The organism is Amphritea balenae (genome assembly GCF_003858655.1).
In the GTDB taxonomy this organism is placed as follows: domain Bacteria; phylum Pseudomonadota; class Gammaproteobacteria; order Pseudomonadales; family Balneatricaceae; genus Amphritea; species Amphritea balenae.
This window is the reverse complement of the sequence record NZ_RQXV01000001.1, coordinates 39,858-58,228: the sequence shown is the minus strand read 5'-3', so window position 1 is coordinate 58,228 and position 18,371 is coordinate 39,858. Positions and strand designations below refer to the sequence as shown.

Genomic DNA, 18,371 nt, shown 5'->3' with positions numbered 1-18,371 from the left:
TGTCTCCCATAATGGTTAATTGACCCAGGATTGATTGAGGTCAGCCTGCGGTTTGACTGACATAATGGGGGGGCTGAGTACTGTTGTTTTGTCATTTTTGTGTGAATTATCTGGTAGGTTTATGGCCCAGAATATAGTTAAAGACGGACGGAAAACCGAAGGTGTTTCCACCATTAATCGAACAGAGTCTTTGTTTCGAACCTTATTTGACGCATCTCCAGACGGTATTTTTATCGTCGATTCTCAGGGGTTCGTCGATTGTAATCCAGCCGTTTTAACCATGTTTCGTGTCGCCAATAAATCTGAGCTATTGGGCTTGATGCCCGATGCTATTTCACCAGAGTTTCAGCCCGACGGATCTTCTTCAAAATTAGTAGCAATGCAGAAAGTGCAGATGGCTTTAATGGAGGGAGAGTGCCCTACGTTTCTGTGGTGGCATCAGACTTTAGATGGTCGTTATGTTTTTCCTACTGAAGTAGTGTTACGCCGAATTGAATTTGATGATCAGGTTCTGTTACAGGGGATTGTGCGGGACATATCTGATCGTTATCGGGCTGAAAAACATCTGCAAAACTTCTTCTCTCAATCACTGCATCTGCATCTTATTGCTTCAATAGAAGGGGTAATGCTACAGCTCAACCCGGGTTGGCAGACATTATTGGGTTACTCGCCTGAAGAGTTGCAGGGACAAAGTTTTTTTAACCTTGTTCATTCTGACGATTTAACTGCAACCCTGACAGAAATGAAGCGTTTAGATCAGGGTTACAAAACTTTGTATTTTGTTAACCGTTATCGCCACAAAAACGGCAGTTATCGAACTATTGCCTGGTCAGCAACGGCGGACATAGATGATCACTCAATATTTGCTATTGGGACAGATATCACTGAGCAGAAAAAAATAGAAGAAGACCTGCGTAATAGTGAGGCAGAGTTTCATCAGATTTTTGATAATGTAACAGAAGCTATCTTTGTTCATGATGCCGCGACCGGGGATATTATCAAAACCAATAACGTGGTTGAGGAAATGTATGGCTATACCCCGGAAGAGGTCCGCTCTCTGGCGGTATCTGAGCTTAGCTCAAACGTGCCGCCTTATACTCAGGAGGAGGCCAATGCATTACTAGGCAGGGCGTTAGCCGGTGAAGAGGTAAAGTTTCAGTGGCACGCTAAACACAAAGATGGTCATCTGCTATGGACTGAGGCTCAGATGCGCTGTGCAGAAATTGCAGGGCGGGACTGTATCCTTGTTATCGCCCGGGATATCACTGCCCGTAAAGCGACTGAGAAGCAGATGAAAATATTACTACAGGCCGTTGAACAAAGCCCTGTCTCAGTTGTAATCACGGACCTTCATGCCCGCATTGAATATGTAAATAGCAATTTTGAGGAAATATCAGGTTATAGCGCTGATCAGGTTGTTGGCCGAAATGCCAGTCTCCTGAAATCCGGTCTGACGCCTGTTAGCTATTATCAGCAGCTGTGGCAACTCTTGTTATCCGGGCAAGCCTGGAAAGGTGAATTTCAGAACCGCAGACAAGACGGGAGTTTGTACTGGGAGCGGGTTCAAATAGCCCCGGTACAGGATGATCAGGGACAGGTTCATCACTATCTTGCCGTTAAAGAAGATATCACTGAACTGAAAGCCCAGCAGGATAAAATTCTCCATCAGGCGCACTATGATAGCTTAACTCAGCTGCCTAATCGCTTTCTCTGTCTGGACCGTTTAGGCCAGCAGATTAAAGAGGCTGAAAGAAATGACCATAGTATCGCGGTTCTTTTTTTAGACCTTGATGATTTTAAGCGGGTAAATGATTCTCTTGGCCATGATGCCGGCGATAGTCTGCTGATTAGCGCAGCAGCCCGATTGCAATCGGTGGTACGGGGAACCGATACCGTGGGCCGTTTAGGGGGTGATGAGTTTATTGTGCTATTGAGTGATCTGAGTGACATCAATATAGCCGCCCAGATTGCCGAACAGATCCTGTTGCTTTTTCAACAACCATTTACCATGGATAAACGTGAAATAGTTACAACAACCAGTATTGGGATTGCCTGCTTTCCGTCAGACGGTAAAGATTCAGCTGAACTGTTACGTAATGCTGATACCGCAATGTATGCGGCTAAGCAGGAAGGGCGCAATGTGTTTCAGTTTTACACTGAGGCGATGAATTTACAGGTTGCTCGCCAGTTGCAGCTTGAAGAGCTTTTATACAATGCGCTTGAACGCGATGAGTTCGAAGTACATTACCAACCGGTATTACATATTGGTAGCCGGGAAATTACTTCTGCCGAAGCCCTGCTGAGATGGCACCCTAGCGGTATTGGTCCGGTTTATCCTGATGAGTTTATACCGATACTCGAGAAAACGGGCGGTATTATTCAGGTCGGCAATTTTGTATTAGAGCAGTCACTTAAAATGGCCGCATCAATCAAGGCTGAATCGCTTCCGGGGTTTCATATAGCCGTTAATATATCGCCCAGGCAGTTACGCAATGCCGACTTTCCTGAATATCTGTTTAAATTACTTAAGCAATATAAATTTCCAGCCACTTCACTGACTCTGGAAATTACCGAAGGCGTGTTGATGACCGGTTATTCCATTATTGAGGCAGCGATTAAACAACTGATCAGTAAAGGTGTACATATCGCCATGGATGATTTTGGTACCGGTTATTCATCTCTCAGCTACCTACGAAATTATCCTTTTCATGCATTGAAAATTGATCGGAGCTTTATCAGGGATATTACCCACGACAAAGCTGATCTTGAATTGGTAAATGCAGCCATAGCAATGGCGCATAGCCTTGAGTTAGTGGTAGTGGCAGAAGGTGTTGAGACGGAGCAACAACTGGATTTATTGGCCCTTAAGGCCTGTGATTATGCTCAGGGCTTTCTGTTCAGTAAGGCTGTACCGAAGCAGGCGTTCTTTTCACTTATGTCTTCAAAGACCGAACGTTCTTAGCCCGTCGCCACTGTATAAGCCCATGCAATAACAGGGTGGTAATGACTACCGCGCCACCTTGTAACGCTGCCGTTCCCGGGGCTTCACTGAGAAATATCCATACCAGCAGGGGACCACAGGCGGTTTCCAGCAGCATGAGCATTCCGACTTCTGCAGCCGATATACGGGTAGGACCTAAAGTGATTAGAACAAAGGCGATGGGAATTACCACTACGCAGAGTAATAGCATCCAGCCCCAGTCGTTGCCGGTCAGTTCGCCGGGTGAGCCGTAAATTAGCCCGGTTAAGCTGATAAGCAGGCCTGCGCTTATCAGTGCGGGTGTCATATCCCGGTGGCTAACGGCCCGATCATTGACGAACTTGGCAGACAACGCCACAGCACAGCACAGCGCCATCAGGTCGCCTATAAGATGGGGGCTGGACCATGAATCTTTCATTACCCAGATGATGGCGAGCATACTTATGACGATAGAGATCCAGGTGACAGCGGCTGATTTTTCCCCGATAAACAGCCGTGCGATGAGTGCGGCAAATAAGGGTTGCGCACTGATGATAACCAACACATTAGCGACAGACGTTTGATTGATAGCGGACACGAACAGAATGGAGCTGATAGTAAACAGGACGACGGATCGGATGAAAGGCCAGTCGGTGCTGAATAGCGGTTGTTGAGGGTTTCGATAACGGCACCATAGAGCGACCATCAGCGCCATGAGTAACCCCCGCCAGAACAGTAGGCTGAAAGAGTGAACTTCTATTAACCGGATTAGCAGGGCATCAAAGCTCAGAATCAGAACGCCCAGGGCCGTCATCAAAAAGCCCTTCAGATATTCAGGGTGCATTAAATCTCCGATACATAGTAAAGTGGTACTGCCTAAAGCATTTACCCCAGACTGTAAAATAAAAAAAACGGAAGGGCATTGTATATGTTAAACCGACAAACAACAGCGTTATTGGTGATTGATGTTCAGGGCAGCCTGGCTCGTATAGTTGAGAATTCAGAGCAGGTGATTGCCAATGTGCAACGCTGTATCCGGGGTGCCCGGATTCTAGATATACCGGTTATCTGTATTGAACAATACCCCGAAGGACTAGGGCAGACGGTACCTGAGATCAGCGAACTACTGACGGAGTCTGCTCTGACCAAGACAACCTTTAGTTGTTGCGGTAGTCAGCAGGTGAAAGAGGCGCTTGCGCAGTTGAATGTAAGTCAGTTATTGGTATGTGGGATTGAAAGTCATGTCTGTGTGTATCAGTCAGTCGCCGGATTATTAACCCAGGGATTCGAGGTCGAGTTGATAACGGATGCCATTTCTTCAAGGACGGCAGCCAACCGTCAATTGGGTATTGATAAGATGTGTCATCTCGGTGCAACGCTGACCAGTTCAGAAATGTGTTTGTTTGAGCTGACTGAGGACTCAGCGTCGGAACATTTCAGACAGATCCTGCCTCTGGTCAGATAAGTGACTGAACAATCGTCTCAGTCTTTGATCAGTTCAGCTATTTTAATTAACTCAGTAATATTTGAGGCGCCCAGACGTTCCATCATTTTCGAGCGATGAACTTCAACGGTACGGACCGAGATACATAGCTGATCAGCAATTTGTTTATTAATCACTCCTTTGACAACCAGCTCAAATAACTGACGTTCTCGCTCCGTTAATGTATCAAAGCGCTTTTTACAACTTTGTTTTTGGCTCCTGACAGCAGAGTTGAGCTGGGCTTTTTCAATACTGGGGAGCAGATCAGCTGCCCGTACCGGCTTTTGATGAAAATCACAGGCACCCTCTCTGAATGCTTTGATCGCCATAGGCATATCACCATGACCTGTGAGAAAAATAACGTCCAGACAAGCATCGTTCTGGTTAAGCTTTTGATGAACGTCCTGACCACTGAGCCCCGGCATGCGGCTATCCAAAATCAGGCAGCCTGGTTGACTCAGGTTAATCTGATCTAAAAAGGCCTCTCCCGAGTCAAAATCTACAACTTTCAGGCCGTAGCCTTCCAGAACGTAGCGCAGGGCTTCGCGTACGGAGTGATCGTCATCGACTAGATAGACGGGTACTTCTGAATGGTTATCCATGACTAATCCTGTTATCAGTTCATTTATCCGCAGTGATCGGGAGTCTGCAGGTTACCACCGTGCCTCTGGCCAGACCTGGCATAATTGAAATATTGCCATTGTGGGCTTCGACTATCCGTTTACAGATAGACATGCCCAGACCCATGCCATCGGGTTTAGAGGAGTGAAACGCTTTAAACAGATTCTCTGTATCCTTCTCATCAATACCACACCCGGTATCAGCGATAGAAAGTATGACATGTTCAGCGTTCTGCTTTTTTAGACTAATAGTCAGCACAGAGTCAGCTTGCTGATTGTCCATCGCTTCAAGGCTGTTACGGATCAGGTTGACCAGCAGTTGCTGTATTTCAATAGGATCAATAAGAAGATTCTGTGGCTGCTCGGGTAAGTTGAGATTAAGACTTACGCTATATTTTCTAATCTCATAATCCAATAGGTTGAGCGTTTCCCGGATCAAGGAAATCAGATCGATATTCTTACGTTGAATTTTTTCCTGGCGGGCAAACCCCCGAATCCGTTTGATTATTTCAGCTCCCCGCTGTGCTTCATTGCTTATACGGTTAAGCAGGTTAGTCATCTGTTGGTCATCGTCTTGTCTACTCAGGCGTATAATGCCACCTTCAGCGTAATTATTTATGGCTGAGAGTGGCTGGTTCAATTCATGAGCCAGGTCTGACGAAAGCTCACCGAGAATAGCGACTCGTTGAGCATGTTCGAGTTGTTGTTGCTGATGTAAGAGCTCTTCGTTGACTCGATGAATCTCCCGGGTACGCTTTTGTACCATGAACTGTATCCATATGTGATGTACAAGTCCTGCGATGAGCAGCAGTAAAATCACCAGTGTCCAGTGCCAGTTTTGTAACAACCAGCGCCGGAGCTCCTGCCACCAGGGTTCCTGCCAGGGGTGGATGTCGAGGCGATCATAAAGGTTGTGGATGTCATGGCTGCTTACCGGTGTTGTCCACCCTAGTGATCCTGCATCTTTTGCTACCTGTGAATCTGAAGGCAGTAAGAGTAATGCCTGTGCGACCTGTTCAGTGATCTCTTCAGGGCTGTTTTTTAGCGCTGAAAAAGACCAGTTAGGATAAAGGTTCGTGCTGCTCTTACAGTTAAAATCAGGGTGTGATTTGCTATCGATAACCCGTATTTCATCCGCCTGTATCAAGCCTTCTTTGATCATTGTTTCTAGTGTGCAAGCCGGCAATACGGCGGCATCAGCCATGCCATCTCTGACCCAGAAAGCTAATACACCTACCGGAAAACCGGAGAACTTAATCTGGCTAAAAAAACGTTCAGGTTTATAACCCTGCTGTAACATTTCGCCCCAGTAAATTTGAAAGCCACCAAATGCCTGAGAATCGACAGCGCCAAGCCGGGCATCTTCCAGGTCAGCAAGTGTCTGGTATGGTGAATCGTTTTTTACAACGAGAGCAGAACCAATCACGGCTTTTTTTCCCGGATGCTTGCGGGATTTGAGGGTTGCGATCCAGCTCATTCCATATTTAGAACCAACCCGTACATACTGGCCTGAGTTAGTGATGGCAAAATCAATGTCATTTTTAATAACTGCTTCATCGAGTTGACTAAGATTCATAGGTATTGCTTTGAACCTGTAACCGGGTAGTTGTTGAGTAAGGTACTCCATGGTTGAATCCCAGCGCAACAACGCTTTTTCCCGGCCTCTGAAAGCTAATACCGCGACCTTAAGTTCAGGCTTAAGCTGCTTTTGGGGCAGGTCCGCTGCGGGTAATTCAAGGCTGCATAATGCCAGCCCTGTCATGAGAATTCCTATCAGCAGTTGTACCATTCAAATTTCCTTGTTGACATAAGTCAACGTTCTACAACCAAATGTGGTTGACCACAATATACCGCTTTGTCCAGTTTCACTATGCTGAGAATCAAAGGTAAGTCATCAGACATTAACAGTCTGATAACTCTTTGAAAAGCAGGTTAAAACGGTAAAAAAAACTGTGCCGTTCTCCTGACTTGAAAATTGGATCAGAGAAAAAAGGCGAACTGTCATGAACACTAAAAAAGCGTTGCTGTTTTCACTGGCCTGTTTGGTCAGTATGAATGGATTCTCAGCTGCGAATACAGAGATCCCTGATGCACCCACTGTTTATCCAGACGGCGAACTAGGCAGAATGGTAAAGCTGGGTGAGGATATTATTTTCAATACCAATACCCATGAGCTGACTAAAGGCATGGTTGGTAATGATCTGACTTGTAGTAATTGTCACTTGCAGGGCGGTAAAGGAAAAACTCTCGGGACTTTTATTGGGACCGCCACAGCCTTTCCTGCGTATTCACCCCGTGAGAAAACAGTACAGACCCTGCAAAATCGTATTAATAACTGCTTCATGCGCAGCATGAATGGTAAACGACCTATTATTGACACAGAAGCATCCGTTGCAATGGCGACTTATGTTACCTGGTTGTCTTCAGGCTTACCGGTCACTATGAATGCTAAAAAACCGGTAAACCCTTTCTATACCGCTGAGTGGTGGGGAAAAGGCTGGGTCTTACCAATGATCAAATCAGCGACCCATGACAATTATGTTAATGGTCAGAAGCTCTACACTGAAAAGTGCGCATCCTGTCACCAGGCCGATGGTCAGGGTCTGGCTGCAGCGAAGTTTCCGCCAGTTTGGGGTGAGCGTTCATACAATACTGGTGCTGGTCTGAGTAAACCTGAGAAGCTACCGACTTATCTGTTACATAACATGCCGCTAGGTAATGCCAATCTGACCCGGGAAGAAGCAGTAGATATCTCTATCTACGTGGATGCTCAGCCACGACCTGACTTTGATCTGCAAAAGTCTCTATATCCCCGGGAAGAGATGGGCCATTACAACTCAATAGTGATGGAAGAGAAGCACTCAGTCAGAAGTAATTTTGCTAAATGGGGCCTTGATATCGATCAGATTCGTGGTGATAAAGTGATTCCATAGAGTACTTAAAACAGGGCATTTAATATCGTTCCTCGGGCTCTGCAAAAGGCTTCCGGTTAAGTTATACGGAAGCCTTTTTTTATTAATTTTAAGATGTTTATTTAAAAGCACTTGTTTAAATGGCCTTTTGAAAAGGCACTTTAGCGGTAACAGAGGTATGAGTTGCCACTGCTTTAAAAAATAGGAGTAAATTAGTACTGAAGTACCATAGCGATGTTGCGGTTGTTCCTTACACTAATTTGGAAGGCTTAGTAACAGGCGAGAGACAGTTATGTTCAGGTACTTCTTAAGGTTGGTGATCTTTACTTTGATGCCGTTGACCGCGTCAATAGCTGCGCCACTGGATGGCAATAAATTGCTGTTGCTCAAAGACCGTCAGGGCAATGAAACTGAAATTGGTCGGATCGAGTTTCAGCTATTGAATGAGACTGAGTCTGAATATCAAATCCATCTTAACCACCACCAGTTTCAAGACTATTTCCTATCGATGAAGGAGATGAAGTGTCTGGAAGGGCCTGAACTCTGGTGCTTTATTCCTTATCCTTATCAGCAGCCGCGAATCGTCACAGAACAAAACTTAGCCTGGCTCGAACATGATCTGCTGTTTATGTTCAAGAAACTTGATAGTTTTGGGGCAAACTTCTGGAACGGTATCTATTACAAGATGCAGATTGAAGACGGAGTTATCAGAGGGACGGCTAATTCACTTGATCTGAACATGTTGGCCTCACCACCCGACGATCTCTCTTTTCCCCCCATAGGTAAATATGATATCGATGAAGCAGATCTTGAAAAGCGTTGGTTACCGGTGATTGAGATCCGTTAGATCAAATCGGTTTACAGGATTGATTTCGGTTTTCCGATCCGCTTCGGTTACAATGCCGGTTTTTCCGCACCGAGCAGCAGATGTCAGATCAACGTAACAAATCAAAAGGGAATAAGCTCAACAGGGCTAAGACGGCTGCAAAGCAGGGTTCGCTCCATCCCCGCAACCTTCATCAGGGTCGTTACGACCTGGAATTGCTGAGTCACCGTTGTGAGGAGCTGAAGCCCTTTATCAGGCTTAACGCTTATAACGATAAAAGCATCGACTTTCATAATCCTCTGGCGGTTAAAGCACTCAATAAAGCATTGTTAATGCACCACTATGGTATTGGGATCTGGGATATTCCCGAGGGCTATCTTTGCCCTCCGATTCCGGGGCGGGCCGATTATATTCATTATCTGGCTGATCTGTTAGCTGAAGATAATGCTGGTGTCATTCCCTGTGGGCGTCGGATTCGAGGCCTGGATATCGGTACAGGTGCTAACTGTATCTATCCAATTATCGGCTTGCGCAGTTATGGCTGGCAGTTTGTGGGCACCGATATTGATCCGGTTTCAGTGCAAACAGCAACCATGATTTCAGATGCTAATCCGGTATTGAAAGGGCAGATCGAATGTCGTCTGCAAAAAAAATCCGAGGATATATTTACAGGTCTTATCGCCAACGCGCTGAATGCCGGTGAACGGTTTGACTTTACCCTTTGCAATCCGCCTTTTCATGCATCTGCTGCTGAAGCTGCCGCCGGGAGCCAGCGTAAACAGAGAAACCTGGGACGGACAAAAGGGGCTGATCTTAACTTTGGCGGGCAGAGCAATGAGCTTTGGTGCCAGGGAGGCGAGCTGGCGTTTATCAGACGGATGATTAACCAGAGTCAAAAAGTCGCGCAACATTGTTATCTATTCAGTTGCCTGGTATCGAAACAGGAAAATATAAAGCCATTGTCGCAATTATTGAAAAAGGTTGGCGCGACAGGTATCCGCGTTGTACAGATGGCTCAGGGGCAGAAGGTAAGTCGTTTTATCACCTGGCGTTTTTTGACGGCGAGTCAGGCAGAGGAGTGGAGAAAGCAGCGTTGGGGCGGTCAGTAAATTTGCCCCTGCTGCTTTAATCGTTTTTGAGTTACTAATTGAGGGTGGGTGATTTGAGCAATTCAGCGGTGCTCTCCAGTTCATTCAGATAACTAAGAAGATCCTCTGTAAGAATATCAGGGTGAGCATTTAAAAGGCTTTTGAGTGTTTCCATCGGAGCGGGTACTCCGGTATGCATATTTTGTGTGATAGCCAGAAGTAAGGACGTAAGTACCTCCAGGCTTTTAACACGGGATTCTAGATTATATCCATCCACATCGATTCCCCTCAGGTTGTCATAGTAAAAACCACATCAGGTATTCAGTTCATGACATTTCCTGATGCATAGAGGAAGCTTAGTCAAAAACTCCAGAGTTTCTATATGGTTTTATGAGATGTTTTCACGAGAATCTCAGTTGACTGTGTGCTACAAGGCGCTTAATCAGGCAGCAGATTTTCGTTTAACATCCGGTTACAGATTTGAGCTAAGGTTTTAATCGCTTGTTTTATTTTGGGGTTGTCACTATTTACACAGCAAATACGCATAAAGTTTTTATATTTGCCTGATGCTGAGAAGAGTGTCCCCGGAGCGATACTTATACCTTCCCGCTTCGCCTGCTCATTAAGTTCGTTAGCATCCATATGAGCGGGCAACTCAACCCATAACAGGTAACCTCCCTGGGGGTAGCTGATACGAGTACCCGGTGGCATGTCATGCTTGAGCCAGCCGATTACTGCATCACGATCCCGTTGATAATTCTTTCGCATCCGCCGCAGGTGCTTTTCGTAATAGCCCTGTGCAATAAACTCTGCCACAGCCAATTGGCTCAAGGTTGATGTGCTCAGGCTGGCCAGATATTTGACCATCATTATATGTTCCCGGTAACGTCCGGGAGCTACCCAGCCAACCCGTAGCCCTGGAGCGATGGATTTAGAGAAAGATGAGCAGAGAATCACCCGACCTTCAGTATCAAATGATTTAATCGTGCGGGGACGGGGTAGGGTATAGCTCAGATCCCCATAAATATCATCCTCAATCAGAGGTATATCATAGCGATTGAGCAGGTCCAGCAGGCGCAGCTTATTTTCATCCGGCATGGAGTAACCCAACGGATTATTATTAGTGGGTGTCAGAAGGCAGGCTTTTATCGGCCATTGTTCCAGTGCCATTTCTAACGCTTCTAGAGAGATTCCGGTCTCCGGATTGGTGGGTATCTCCAGGGCTTTTACGCCATTTATTTTAATGGCCTGAACTGAACCGAAAAAACTGGGGGAATCAACCACCACAATATCGCCGGGTTCAGTTACCGCACGCAGGCTACAGGAAAGAGCTTCCTGGCAACCCGAAGTGATAATAATTTCATCCGGGTGTATTCGGCACCCCGAATCAATAGTAATCCGGGCGACCTGACGACAGAGTTCGGCAGCGCCATTGGCATGTTCATAATTTAAAATACGTAAGCTTTCGGTGCGACTTAATTCGGCGCTGATCCGTATCAGGGGTTTGAGGGTCGGGGTGTTCATATCGGGCATTGCCAGGCTCAGTTTGGTAGTCTCGCCAGAGCCATACTCACTGATCATGTGCTGTAACTTCTGCCATTGGGCAACGACAAGCGGTTGAGAAACCGGGCTACTGGTTTCTGGTAGCTCAGGAGGCGCCTGCTGTTGCAGTACGTAATAGCCTGATTTCGGACGTGCTTCGACGATGCCATCATCTATCAGTAAGCCATAGGCCTCCTGAACTGTAGAGATACTGACATTATGCTCCTGACTTAATCCTCTTACTGAAGGCAGTTTATCTCCCTCACGATAATAGCCCCGGTCGATCCGATCTTTAACGGTAGTGGCAACCTGTTCATACAGTTTCATCAGTAAGCTCCGGTACAGATTACAGATCAGTACAGTTAGTTCGTCTACAGGCAGTACAGATAGTGTAAATGAAATCTGTACTGGTTGGATCTGCTTTGTGTTGAATCTGTAATGGTATCAGATCTGCTCATAAACTGAAGTCCTACAACAGAAGGGGCTCTTAATAGAAGGGTGCTCTAAATAGGAGGGAATCAGAATGAATGGATCTGTACAGATCAGAAATACAGTATCGGTATTGTCTAAAACCATTAGCAGGTACCGGCATAATTATCGTACCCGCAGGCAGTTGTTGAAGTTGAATGATACGGCGTTAAAAGATATCGGAATAAGCCGGGCTGAAGCGCTGCAGGAGGCTAAGAAACCGTTCTGGAGGAATAATCAGGTGACAAGAATTTCATCCGTTCAGGTTCTGTCGAGACCTGTTAGCCTGACTCTGCTGCTTTGTTGTTTCGGGCTACTTATCTATGGCGGATAATAAAATATCGCTACCGCATCAATCAGAACTATGCTGTAGTGATATTTCTTCAGTTAAAGCGGAGGCTGCCGTGTTTCAGGAATTCTATTCCCTGCGATTGCAGGAAAACTGTGATGTAGATAATTTACTTACTCCCGAATTCAATGCAGAGCAAGTGAATCTGCGTAGTCCTGCCAGGGCGGTGGTGACTGATTTCAGCAATGTTGATCCTGTTACCGTGAACGAAACTATGGCGGTTGATGACGCCCTTGAGCGGATGAAAAATCAACATGTAAGGATGTTGTTTGTAACGACTGCCGCAGGGAAATTTACCGGTGTTATCACTGCACGGGATATTTCTGGTAGCAAAGTAATCCTGTATATGAACAATCATGGTGTCAGTCGTCCAGAGGTACAGGTCGGGCATATCATGATTAACAAAGAACAACTTCATTCCCTGACGTATGATCAGGTTCAGCACTGCCGCATAGGCGATATTATGCTGACGTTAAAGAATAGTGGCGATCAGCATCTGCTGGTGGTTGATGAAACTGAGTTAGGTATTAAGCGCGTCCGCGGCATAATTTCTGCCAGCGATATCTCGCGTAAGCTGAAGCTGAGCTTTGAAGTGATGTACGAAGCTAAATCCTTTGCCGAAATTGAGAAAATTGTTACCCAGGGCGCAAAAATTCCGCTCTGATTTTATTGTGACTGATGTAATAAAATTTGCTTTACAGTGGTCTGCGATACTCTATACTTCGCCGCTTTAATCGGGGCTACTTTCACCGGCTATATGCCCCGTTTTAATCAGCCTCTGTTGAGGCCATATTACTGAATTCTGATTCTGTTTAATCAGTACATCCAGACAGGTTAAAGCGATGAAACTTCCGGATCATATCTCCTCTGAAAAATGGGCTCGCCTGAAGCAGGCCGCAGATCAATATCAGACGCCATTTCTGCTAATTGATCTGCCAACGGTGGCAGAGAAATATCAGCAACTGCGCGAAGGCTTTGATTTCGCTTCAATCTACTACGCTGTCAAAGCAAATCCCGATGCTCAGGTGATCGGGTTACTTGCGGGGCTGGGATCTAGTTTTGATATTGCATCTATCTATGAACTGGACCAGGTATTAGCCCATGATGTTGAACCTGACCGGATTAGCTATGGCAATACAATAAAGAAACGCGCAGATATAAAGTATTTCTATGATAAGGGGGTAAGGCTGTTCGCAACCGATTCGGAAGCGGATCTGCGTAATATTGCTGAGTACGCTCCCGGTTCAAAGGTTTATATTCGTATACTGACAGAAGGGTCTGAAGGTGCTGACTGGCCGTTGTCCAGAAAGTTTGGTTGTAATCCTGAGATGGCGGTTGAGTTAGCGGTTCTGGCGAAGCGATTGGGGCTTGAGCCCTGGGGTATCTCTTTCCATGTGGGCTCGCAGCAGCGTCATATTGATGTCTGGGATGCGGCGATCGCTAAAGTTAAAGTGATATTCGACCGCTTGCGGGATGAGCAGGCTATTCATCTGCGCATGATCAATATGGGTGGTGGCTTTCCGGCTCAGTACCTGACAAAAGCCAATGAGTTTTCTGTGTATTGTCAGGAAATTATACGCTTCCTGCAGGAAGACTTTGGTGATAATCCACCTGATATTATCCTTGAACCGGGTCGTTCTCTGGTCGGTGATTCGGGTTTGTTGGTCAGCGAAGTGGTACTTATATCGCGTAAATCCAGCACCGCATTAGATCGTTGGGTATTTAGTGATGTAGGTCTGTTTAATGGCTTAATCGAAACCTTAGGCGAGGCGATTAAGTATCCGCTTCAGACGGAAAGAGAAGGTGAAACTGAAGAGGTCGTGTTGGCGGGGCCTACCTGTGATGGCATGGATATTATGTACGAAGACCACAAGTATGAGTTGCCTTTGTCATTGGAGATCGGTGACCGGCTGTATTGGTTTTCGACCGGCGCTTACACCACCAGCTATAGCTCCATCGAATTTAATGGTTTTCCGCCGCTTAAAGCATACTGCATTGGTTAGGGGCCGTTGAACAAACCCCGAACGTCTAACAACAAAGCCCGCTTATCGCGGGCTTTTTTAGGGCTAAAAGTGACAGGGTGATTACCCTAGGTTGAGTCTGATCTGTTTCTTATTAATTTTGCCAACGCTGGTTTTGGGAATCTCAGTAGTGATTTCAATTTGCTGTGGAATTGCCCAGCGATTAATACGTCCCTGTTCAACATATTGTTGCAGGTGTTGAGTGATTTGTTCGGCGGTGACTTCCTCGCCCGGGACCGGCACTACTAATGCGTAAGGTCGTTCATCCCAGCGCTCGTCGGGTATGCCTACTACGGCCACTTCAGCTATATGGCCCTGTTCACTGATCAGACTTTCCAGTTCCAGTGAGGAGATCCACTCTCCGCCGGTTTTAATAACATCCTTTATCCGGTCTTTGATCTGAACACTGTTATTTTGATCTATTGATGCGACATCGCCGGTATGGAGCCAGCCGCCCGCCCAGAGTTCATCCGATTTCTCTGATTCTTTATGGTAGCTCTGAGTTAACCAGGGAGCCCGAACAACAATTTCACCGACACTTTCGCCGTCATGCGGAACCACATTTCCCTGAGGGTCGACTATACGCAGATCTACCATGCTGACCGGCACACCTGTTTTGGTACGAGCCGGTACCTGTTCCTGCAGTGGCAACTCACGTTCGCTCTCATGCAGATGAACCAGCGTCAGCAGAGGACAGGTTTCAGACATGCCATAGGCGGTAAAGAACTGCACCCCTCTGTCAGCCATTTCACTGGCCAGTCCAGCGGTCGGGGCGCTACCTCCTGTGAGCATTTTCCAGCCATTCAGGTCGGTGTTTTTAGCTTCATCACAGCTAAGAATCATCTGTAATACTGCGGGCACGCCATGGGAGAATGTGACGCCTTCATCCCGGTATAGCTTAACCATTTTGTTGGGTTCATAGCGTCCCGGATAAACCTGTTTTACGCCGATCATTGTTGCAGCATAAGGTACGCCCCAGGCATGCACATGAAACATGGGGGTCATCGGCATATAAACATCTTCAGAGCGAAGCAGCGGCTGACCTTCGTAGACGCCCAGCATGCTTGCCATGTTCAGAGTGTGAAGAACTAGCTGCCGGTGACTGAAACAGACCCCTTTGGGGTTACCTGTCGTGCCTGTTGTATAGAAGGTGGTAGCGACTGAGTTTTCATCAAAATCAGGAAAGTCATACTGATCGGAAGCATTACTGAGTAGTGTTTCGTATTCGCCGATTAGATTCAGCGATGATGGTGTGGCCTGAGCTTCATCGGTGAGCTGTATAACGCCTTTGACAGTGGGCGTCCGCTCGCTGATCCCTTCCGCCAGGGCCAGAAAGTCATCATGCACCATCAGGTAATCATCTTCGGCGTGATTCATGGTGTAGGCGATCTGATCCGGGCTTAAACGTACATTTACATGGTGAATAATGGCGCCGATCATCGGAATAGCAAAATAAGCTTCAAGATAGCGGTGGCTATCCCAGTCCATTACCGCAACGGTGTCACCAGCCCCGACGCCGGCTTCAGTCAGCACGTTGGCAAGTTTACGGATACGCTGATTCAGGGTGACATAATCATAGCGAATCAGATCGCTATAGACGATCTCATGATCGGGTTCATAGCGTTCACCCGAGAGCAGAAGGCTTTTGATCAGTAGAGGGTACGAGTAAGCGTTTTGCGATGGTTCAATTATTCTTGTTTTCATGCGTCAGCCTGCTGATAGATTTATTATGTTATCGGAAAGTCAGTAATGTTATTTTTCAGTTATTGAAATTCAGTATATGAAACCTGTCACTATCCAGAGAATACTCTGCTTTATTTTATTCTCAGCGCACAAAGCAGCAATGATCAATACGTACCGCCTCTTAACATAATAGGACAAAGCTGATCTTTTATGAGGAGGGCCTGATTCTTGTTTTGCTACACAGAATGGGAACCGCGTTAAGTTTAAAACCGGTCTACTATGTTATAAATAACGTCTTAGGACCGCGATGAAAGGAGCATTTAGATGCACAAGGCTAATGTACTGAAAACACGAATAGATGCACTGCTAAATGTATTATCAGAGGATGTATTGGTGATCAGTCAGTCGGGCACTATTATCTTTTCATCGCATTCACATTCCACGTTACCCTGGGGTAGCGATGATGCATTGGGTGGTAAGAGGCTAAACGATATTTTCCCTGATGCGATTGCTGATCTGTTTCAGGGTATGGTCAACCAGGCGTTGAGTCTGAATCAGGTGATCATTAAAGAGGTGTTATTCGATCCTGATCAGATTACTTATCTCAGGGATCGGGGTATGTCAGCCCCTTGTTGGATCGAAGCCCGGCTGGCACCCTCCGCAGGGGATGAGCCGAGTGTAGTCTGTCGCATAGAGGATATTAGTCGCCGTAAAAAAGTTGAGCGGGAGCGTTCCCCCGTTCAGCGGGATCTGTTAACCGGAATGTATAATCGCCGGGCTCTGATGCCGGTATTGGCTCAGTCGATCGCTCAGGCGCTGCGTTATGACTGGATATGTAGCTTGATGATCATTGATGTAGACAGTTTACGGATTATAAATGAACAGCAAGGTTGGGATGAAGGTGATCAGATTCTTAAACGCCTGGCGGAGTCGCTCAATAGCCTGAAACGAACGGCGGATTTCCTTGCGCGGGTTGACGAGGATGACTTTGCCATTTTGCTGCCTGAGACGAATCAGGAACAAGGATTGTTAGCCGCCGAGCGGGTCAGAAATATGGTGGCTGATCTTTCCGCACCGCATTCAGGTAGCGATGTAATATTTACGGTTAGCATTGGGGTGGCGACACTCACCGGTGAGGGCGATACGTCTGAAGATATGTATGGTCGGGCAGAAAGCAGTTTGAAGCAGGCGCAACAACAGGGTGGCAACAGGATCTGTGGCGAGGCTGAATGATACTGAAGGTTGGCATTAACCCGATGTAAGCAATAAATAGTAGAAAAGGCAGCCTGGGCTGCCTTTTTTATGTCTGAAACAGGTGAGCCTAAAACAGATAGGACCTGAATCAGAGTAATTAGCTAGAAATGTCAGGGTGCTGCTTCAAAGTATTGATCAGCTCCTGCATCTCATCGTAGGTACCGATAGTAATACGCAGGAAGTTTTCGATACCCGGTTTACCAAAGTGTCTGACCAGTAGGTTGTTACTGCGCAGGTAGCTCATTAATTCAGCACCACTGAGACTGCGGTGACAGGTAAAGACAAAGTTTGTTGCCGAAGGCACAACATCGAAACCAAGGGCTTCTAGCTGATTAGTGGTCCATTCACGGCAATCGATAATTTTGCCGGTTGTTTCCCTGAAGTATTCATCATCCTCCAGCGCCGCAACTGCTCCGGCAATCGCCAGGCTATCCAGAGGGTAGGAGTTGAATGAATTTTTAACCCGCTCGAGTCCTTCAATCAGATTCTTGTGTCCCAGAGCATAACCGATACGCAGGCCTGCCAGGCTACGGGATTTAGAAAAAGTTTGAATAACCAGGACGTTGTCGTATTGACGGGTTAGTTCGACGGCTGATGCACCACCGAAGTCGATATAAGCTTCATCCACAATGACCAGCGATTCAGTATTGTTTTGTAACAGGCGCTCGATCTTACCGAGTTCCAGTAACCGCCCCGTGGGTGCATTCGGGTTAGCAAAGATAATGCCGCCGTTGGCCTGATTGTACTGCTCAAGATCGATCTCAAAAGCGTTGGTCAGAGGGATCTGGCGATACTCGATATCATACAGTTTGCAATACACATCGTAGAAGCTGTAAGTGGTTTCCGGCAATAACAGAGGCTGGTCCTGACGGAAAAACGCCATAAAGGCCAGCGCCAGTACTTCGTCTGAACCGTTTCCGACAAATATATTGTCATATTGCAGTTGGAAGTGATCAGCCAGGGCCTGCTTTAGCAGCGTGGCATCAGGGTCACAGTAAAGACGCAGGCGCTCTTTAGGGTAATTATTAATCGCTTCTTCCGCTCTCGGAGAGGGCGGATAAGGGTTTTCATTAGTGTTCAGTTTGATCAGGTTATCAACTTTTGGCTGTTCGCCCGGAACGTAGGGCGTTAGCTGGCTGATAGCCGGGCTCCAGTATTTACTCATA

The 18,371-nt window shown here is 46.6% G+C and carries 16 protein-coding genes; 9 read left to right on the top strand and 7 right to left on the bottom strand.

The features are described from left to right. Positions 1–121: 121 nt before the first annotated feature. A complete protein-coding gene (locus tag EHS89_RS00345; RefSeq protein ID WP_170167370.1) occupies positions 122–2,962 on the top strand; it encodes a sensor domain-containing protein in 2,841 nt (946 codons plus the stop codon). Here the strand turns inward: EHS89_RS00345 and EHS89_RS00340 are convergent. Continuing rightward, a complete protein-coding gene (locus EHS89_RS00340; RefSeq protein WP_124924122.1) occupies positions 2,934–3,803 on the bottom strand; it encodes a DMT family transporter in 870 nt (289 codons plus the stop codon). The genes EHS89_RS00345 and EHS89_RS00340 overlap by 29 nt on opposite strands. Before the next feature lie 84 nt (positions 3,804–3,887). Between EHS89_RS00340 and EHS89_RS00335 the strand changes: the two genes are divergently transcribed. Next, the gene (locus tag EHS89_RS00335) at positions 3,888–4,424 is read left to right on the top strand and encodes a hydrolase (protein ID WP_124924121.1); all 537 of its coding nucleotides are present in this window, start codon (positions 3,888–3,890) and stop codon (positions 4,422–4,424) included. A gap of 17 nt (positions 4,425–4,441) precedes the next feature. On the opposite strand, the gene EHS89_RS21435 is transcribed toward EHS89_RS00335, so the two are convergent. Continuing rightward, positions 4,442–5,044, bottom strand: a complete 603-nt coding sequence (locus tag EHS89_RS21435; protein WP_124924120.1) for a response regulator transcription factor — start codon at positions 5,042–5,044, stop codon at positions 4,442–4,444. A 19-nt stretch (positions 5,045–5,063) separates the two neighbouring features. Then, positions 5,064–6,851 carry a sensor histidine kinase gene (locus tag EHS89_RS00325; protein WP_124924119.1) on the bottom strand — a complete coding sequence of 596 codons (1,788 nt, stop codon included), beginning with the start codon at positions 6,849–6,851 and terminating at the stop codon, positions 5,064–5,066. Positions 6,852–7,065: 214 nt separating this feature from the next. On the opposite strand from EHS89_RS00325, the gene EHS89_RS00320 reads away from it, so the two are divergent. The 3 genes from EHS89_RS00320 to rlmF all read left to right on the top strand — a co-directional run bounded on the left by EHS89_RS00320 (position 7,066) and on the right by rlmF (position 9,909). After that, positions 7,066–7,995 carry a c-type cytochrome gene (locus EHS89_RS00320; RefSeq protein WP_211340265.1) on the top strand — a complete coding sequence of 310 codons (930 nt, stop codon included), beginning with the start codon at positions 7,066–7,068 and terminating at the stop codon, positions 7,993–7,995. A gap of 271 nt (positions 7,996–8,266) precedes the next feature. Next, positions 8,267–8,821: a hypothetical protein gene (locus tag EHS89_RS00315; protein WP_124924118.1), complete on the top strand. Its 555-nt coding sequence runs from the start codon at positions 8,267–8,269 to the stop codon at positions 8,819–8,821. Between the two features lie 80 nt (positions 8,822–8,901). Beyond that, positions 8,902–9,909, top strand: a complete 1,008-nt coding sequence (gene rlmF / locus EHS89_RS00310; RefSeq protein WP_124924117.1) for a 23S rRNA (adenine(1618)-N(6))-methyltransferase RlmF — start codon at positions 8,902–8,904, stop codon at positions 9,907–9,909. Positions 9,910–9,943: 34 nt separating this feature from the next. On the opposite strand, the gene EHS89_RS00305 is transcribed toward rlmF, so the two are convergent. Together EHS89_RS00305 and EHS89_RS00300 are read right to left on the bottom strand one after the other, a co-directional pair. Beyond that, positions 9,944–10,165: a hypothetical protein gene (locus EHS89_RS00305; protein WP_124924116.1), complete on the bottom strand. Its 222-nt coding sequence runs from the start codon at positions 10,163–10,165 to the stop codon at positions 9,944–9,946. Between the two features lie 161 nt (positions 10,166–10,326). After that, positions 10,327–11,757 (bottom strand): aminotransferase-like domain-containing protein, encoded by a 1,431-nt coding sequence (locus EHS89_RS00300; protein ID WP_124924115.1) that lies wholly within the window; start codon positions 11,755–11,757, stop codon positions 10,327–10,329. A 196-nt stretch (positions 11,758–11,953) separates the two neighbouring features. On the opposite strand from EHS89_RS00300, the gene EHS89_RS00295 reads away from it, so the two are divergent. From EHS89_RS00295 to EHS89_RS00285, 3 genes are all read left to right on the top strand, one after another. Next, positions 11,954–12,232, top strand: coding sequence for a DUF1127 domain-containing protein (locus tag EHS89_RS00295; RefSeq protein WP_124924114.1), 279 nt, complete (start codon positions 11,954–11,956; stop codon positions 12,230–12,232). Next, positions 12,222–12,911 (top strand): CBS domain-containing protein, encoded by a 690-nt coding sequence (locus EHS89_RS00290; protein WP_229753530.1) that lies wholly within the window; start codon positions 12,222–12,224, stop codon positions 12,909–12,911. Before EHS89_RS00295 ends, EHS89_RS00290 begins: the two co-directional genes overlap by 11 nt. A gap of 178 nt (positions 12,912–13,089) precedes the next feature. Continuing rightward, positions 13,090–14,250 (top strand): type III PLP-dependent enzyme, encoded by a 1,161-nt coding sequence (locus EHS89_RS00285; RefSeq protein ID WP_124924113.1) that lies wholly within the window; start codon positions 13,090–13,092, stop codon positions 14,248–14,250. Between the two features lie 81 nt (positions 14,251–14,331). Here EHS89_RS00285 and EHS89_RS00280 read toward each other — a convergent pair whose 3' ends face one another. Further along, positions 14,332–15,972, bottom strand: coding sequence for a fatty acid--CoA ligase (locus EHS89_RS00280; RefSeq protein WP_124924112.1), 1,641 nt, complete (start codon positions 15,970–15,972; stop codon positions 14,332–14,334). A 303-nt stretch (positions 15,973–16,275) separates the two neighbouring features. On the opposite strand from EHS89_RS00280, the gene EHS89_RS00275 reads away from it, so the two are divergent. Then, the gene (locus EHS89_RS00275; RefSeq protein WP_124924111.1) at positions 16,276–17,184 is read left to right on the top strand and encodes a sensor domain-containing diguanylate cyclase; all 909 of its coding nucleotides are present in this window, start codon (positions 16,276–16,278) and stop codon (positions 17,182–17,184) included. Positions 17,185–17,302: 118 nt separating this feature from the next. Here the strand turns inward: EHS89_RS00275 and hisC are convergent, their stop codons facing one another. After that, positions 17,303–18,370, bottom strand: a complete 1,068-nt coding sequence (gene hisC / locus EHS89_RS00270; RefSeq protein WP_124924110.1) for a histidinol-phosphate transaminase — start codon at positions 18,368–18,370, stop codon at positions 17,303–17,305. Position 18,371 lies beyond the last annotated feature (1 nt).

Excerpts from the sequence above, each read along its gene's own strand:
- hisC (WP_124924110.1), bottom strand. The coding sequence starts at position 18,370 with ATGAGTAAATACTGGAGCCCGGCTATCAGCCAGCTAACGCCCTACGTT.
- EHS89_RS00290 (WP_229753530.1), top strand. The coding sequence starts at position 12,222 with ATGGCGGATAATAAAATATCGCTACCGCATCAATCAGAACTATGCTGT.
- EHS89_RS00275 (WP_124924111.1), top strand. The coding sequence starts at position 16,276 with ATGCACAAGGCTAATGTACTGAAAACACGAATAGATGCACTGCTAAAT.
- EHS89_RS00340 (WP_124924122.1), bottom strand. The coding sequence starts at position 3,803 with ATGCACCCTGAATATCTGAAGGGCTTTTTGATGACGGCCCTGGGCGTT.
- rlmF (WP_124924117.1), top strand. The coding sequence starts at position 8,902 with ATGTCAGATCAACGTAACAAATCAAAAGGGAATAAGCTCAACAGGGCT.
- EHS89_RS00300 (WP_124924115.1), bottom strand. The coding sequence starts at position 11,757 with ATGAAACTGTATGAACAGGTTGCCACTACCGTTAAAGATCGGATCGAC.
- EHS89_RS00315 (WP_124924118.1), top strand. The coding sequence starts at position 8,267 with ATGTTCAGGTACTTCTTAAGGTTGGTGATCTTTACTTTGATGCCGTTG.
- EHS89_RS21435 (WP_124924120.1), bottom strand. The coding sequence starts at position 5,044 with ATGGATAACCATTCAGAAGTACCCGTCTATCTAGTCGATGACGATCAC.
- EHS89_RS00320 (WP_211340265.1), top strand. The coding sequence starts at position 7,066 with ATGAACACTAAAAAAGCGTTGCTGTTTTCACTGGCCTGTTTGGTCAGT.
- EHS89_RS00295 (WP_124924114.1), top strand. The coding sequence starts at position 11,954 with ATGAATGGATCTGTACAGATCAGAAATACAGTATCGGTATTGTCTAAA.
- EHS89_RS00325 (WP_124924119.1), bottom strand. The coding sequence starts at position 6,851 with ATGGTACAACTGCTGATAGGAATTCTCATGACAGGGCTGGCATTATGC.
- EHS89_RS00345 (WP_170167370.1), top strand. The coding sequence starts at position 122 with ATGGCCCAGAATATAGTTAAAGACGGACGGAAAACCGAAGGTGTTTCC.
- EHS89_RS00280 (WP_124924112.1), bottom strand. The coding sequence starts at position 15,972 with ATGAAAACAAGAATAATTGAACCATCGCAAAACGCTTACTCGTACCCT.
- EHS89_RS00285 (WP_124924113.1), top strand. The coding sequence starts at position 13,090 with ATGAAACTTCCGGATCATATCTCCTCTGAAAAATGGGCTCGCCTGAAG.
- EHS89_RS00335 (WP_124924121.1), top strand. The coding sequence starts at position 3,888 with ATGTTAAACCGACAAACAACAGCGTTATTGGTGATTGATGTTCAGGGC.